This is a genomic window from Microbispora sp. H11081 (genome assembly GCF_012999535.1).
In the GTDB taxonomy this organism is placed as follows: domain Bacteria; phylum Actinomycetota; class Actinomycetes; order Streptosporangiales; family Streptosporangiaceae; genus Microbispora.
Map to the genome: position 1 here is coordinate 1 of NZ_JABBWV010000033.1, position 2,555 is coordinate 2,555.

At 67.6% G+C, this 2,555-nt stretch carries 1 protein-coding gene; it reads left to right on the forward strand.

Annotated elements, in window-relative coordinates:
• Positions 1 to 740 precede the first annotated feature (740 nt).
• Complete coding sequence (locus HHX31_RS33335) at positions 741 to 2,480, forward strand: reverse transcriptase domain-containing protein (RefSeq protein WP_211590679.1); 1,740 nt, start codon at positions 741 to 743, stop codon at positions 2,478 to 2,480.
• The last annotated feature ends 75 nt before the right edge of the window (positions 2,481 to 2,555 follow it).

Genomic DNA, 2,555 nt, shown 5'->3' on the forward strand with positions numbered 1-2,555 from the left:
GGCAGACGTTGCGACACGAAGTCGCTTGCGGCGAGTGAGCTCGCAGATTGGAGGACCGGCGTGATGTCGGTGGTGTAGCTCCCAGCTCGTGTTCATAGCTGGTCCCCGCCCTGACATGCGTCGCGGGTAACCGCGGGGTGTGAAGCTCAGGGAAAAGCCGAAGCCTTTGCCGCTCCATCCGGTGGAGGCGGGCGAGGGGAAGACCGGACGGGCGAACATTCGTGAATCCCTGTTGATGCCTCGTCAGTCGAAGCCCCGAACGATGGGATGAACATCGGGGTGCAGGGCCTGGCCGCAGAAGAGCGGCAAGCGGCGGCCGTCGACGTTTGGTCGGCCGTGGGGACACCGCTGGCCCCGGGGTACAGGGGGCGCCCACCCCGGTCGTATCTCACGCATGCGGAACGTGGAAACCCCGTCAGGGTCCGGTGCATCGCCTGGTGCGATGGCCGGTAGGCCGGAGGTGACGAAGGCGCAAATCCCGGGCGGGAACAGGATGCCCAGCAAGCGAATGCCGGTACGCCGAAAGGCGACAGGAAATCCAGGCCGTCGTGATCGGCTCCCTTCTGGCCGATGACCTGGCATAACTGGCCGGATACCCGTCGTGGTGCGGGGACGCGAAAGCGTGCTGACGTGGGCAGGTGAGCCGTTGACGAGCAGGCTGTGTTAGCGCTGGAACCGAAGGACAAGTTAGGCACCTCATGGTGAACGGACCAGAGGATCTCCCGCGCGCGGACGAACAGATGGATGCGGTCGAATGGGACCGCATCGACTGGCGGGCGTGCGAGCGGGAGGTACGGCGGCTACGGCAGCGGATCTTCAAGGCGAGTAGGGAAGGGGACCTGGCCGCGGTCAGGAACCTGCAGAAGTTGATGTTGCGGAGCAGGTCGAACACGCTGCTGGCGGTTCGGCAGGTGACGCAGCGCAACGCTGGGCGCAAGACCGCGGGGATCGACGGGGAGGTTGCGTTGACCTCCCCGGCCAGGGCCGAGGTGGCGGTGCGGGTGCACGCGACTGTCCGGACCTGGCGGCCCGTGGCGGTCAAGCGCGTGCACATTCCCAAGGCCGGTGACAGGACTACGCTGCGCCCGCTCGGCATCCCCGTGATCATGGATCGGTGTCATCAGGCACGGGTCCGGGCCGCGCTGGAGCCGGAGTGGGAAGCCCGGTTCGAGCCCAAGTCGTATGGGTTCCGGCCGGGTCGCGGCTGCCAGGACGCGATCCAGTCGATCTACGTCACATGCCGGGGGCCGCTGGCCGCCCGGGTATGGGCGCTGGATGCGGACCTGGCCGCGGCGTTCGACCGGATCGACCACGACCGTCTGCTTACCGCGATCGGATCGTTTCCCGCCCGGGGCATGATCCGAGGCTGGTTGAAGGCGGGAGTGTTCGAGCCGGGTAAGGGCTTCGCGCCGACCGAGGAGGGAACTCCCCAAGGTGGTGTGATCAGCCCTTTGCTGCTGAACGTCGCGCTGCACGGGCTGGAGGAGGCCGCCGGGGTCGCCTATGTGACCACCGGTGCTCATGCCGGGGAGACCGTCAAGGGCTGCCCGGTGCTGATCAGGTATGCCGATGACATGGTGGCGCTGTGCTACACCCGGCAGCAGGCCCACCAGGTCAAGGCGCGGCTGGCCGAGTGGCTGAAACCCCGGGGTCTGGTCTTCAACGAGGACAAGACACGCATCGTGTCCCTCGCCGAAGGTTTCGACTTCCTCGGGTTCAACATCCGCCGCTACGGGGCCAAGTTGCTGATCAAGCCGAGCACGGCGGCCGTGAGACGGATCCGGGCAAGGCTCGCGGGCGAGGTGCGCACGCTGCGCGGCTCGAACGCGGTGGCGCTGGTCGCCACGCTCAACCCGATCATCAGAGGATGGGCGGCCTACTACCGGACCGGGGTGTCGTCCCGGGCGTTCAGCTCGCTGGACGACCACATGTGGAGATTGCTCTACAAGTGGGCCACCTGGACCCACCCCAGCAAGCCGAAGCGCTGGATCGTTGACCGGTACTTCGGCCGGCGCAACAAGTTCAGGAACGACCGCTGGGTGTTCGGCGACCCCGTAACGAACGCCACGGTCATCAAATTCGCCTGGACACACATCGTCCGGCACGTCATGGTCAAGGGCGCCGCATCCCCCGACGACCCCGACCTGACCGACTACTGGGCCAGACGGCGCCAGCGGGTCAAACCGCCGCTCGACGCTTACACGCTGCGCCTGCTCACCAGGCAGGACGGGCGCTGTGTCATCTGCGGGGACCACCTGCTGACCGCCGACCAACCGCCGCAGTCCCCGCACCAGTGGGAACGGTGGTGGCTGCAGGTCGTCCGCAAGGCGATCGCCTCTGACTACCTCGTCCACCGCGGCCAGCCCGGCCCATCCGGCGATGACCACACCCGTCTCGTGCACGCTGCCTGCGCACGCGGACTCCGCGTCCGTCAACGCAGCCCAGCACAGCAGTCCCGCTCGCCCTCGCGGCTTGCTTGAGCCGGATGCCCGGAAACGGGCACGTCCGGTTCTGAGGGGGCCGGGGCGCAGCAATGCGCTCCGGCTACCCGGCGG

What these genes read in the sequence shown, in the direction of transcription:
- HHX31_RS33335 (WP_211590679.1), top strand. Translation starts at nt 741, where the DNA reads ATGGATGCGGTCGAATGGGACCGCATCGACTGGCGGGCGTGCGAGCGG.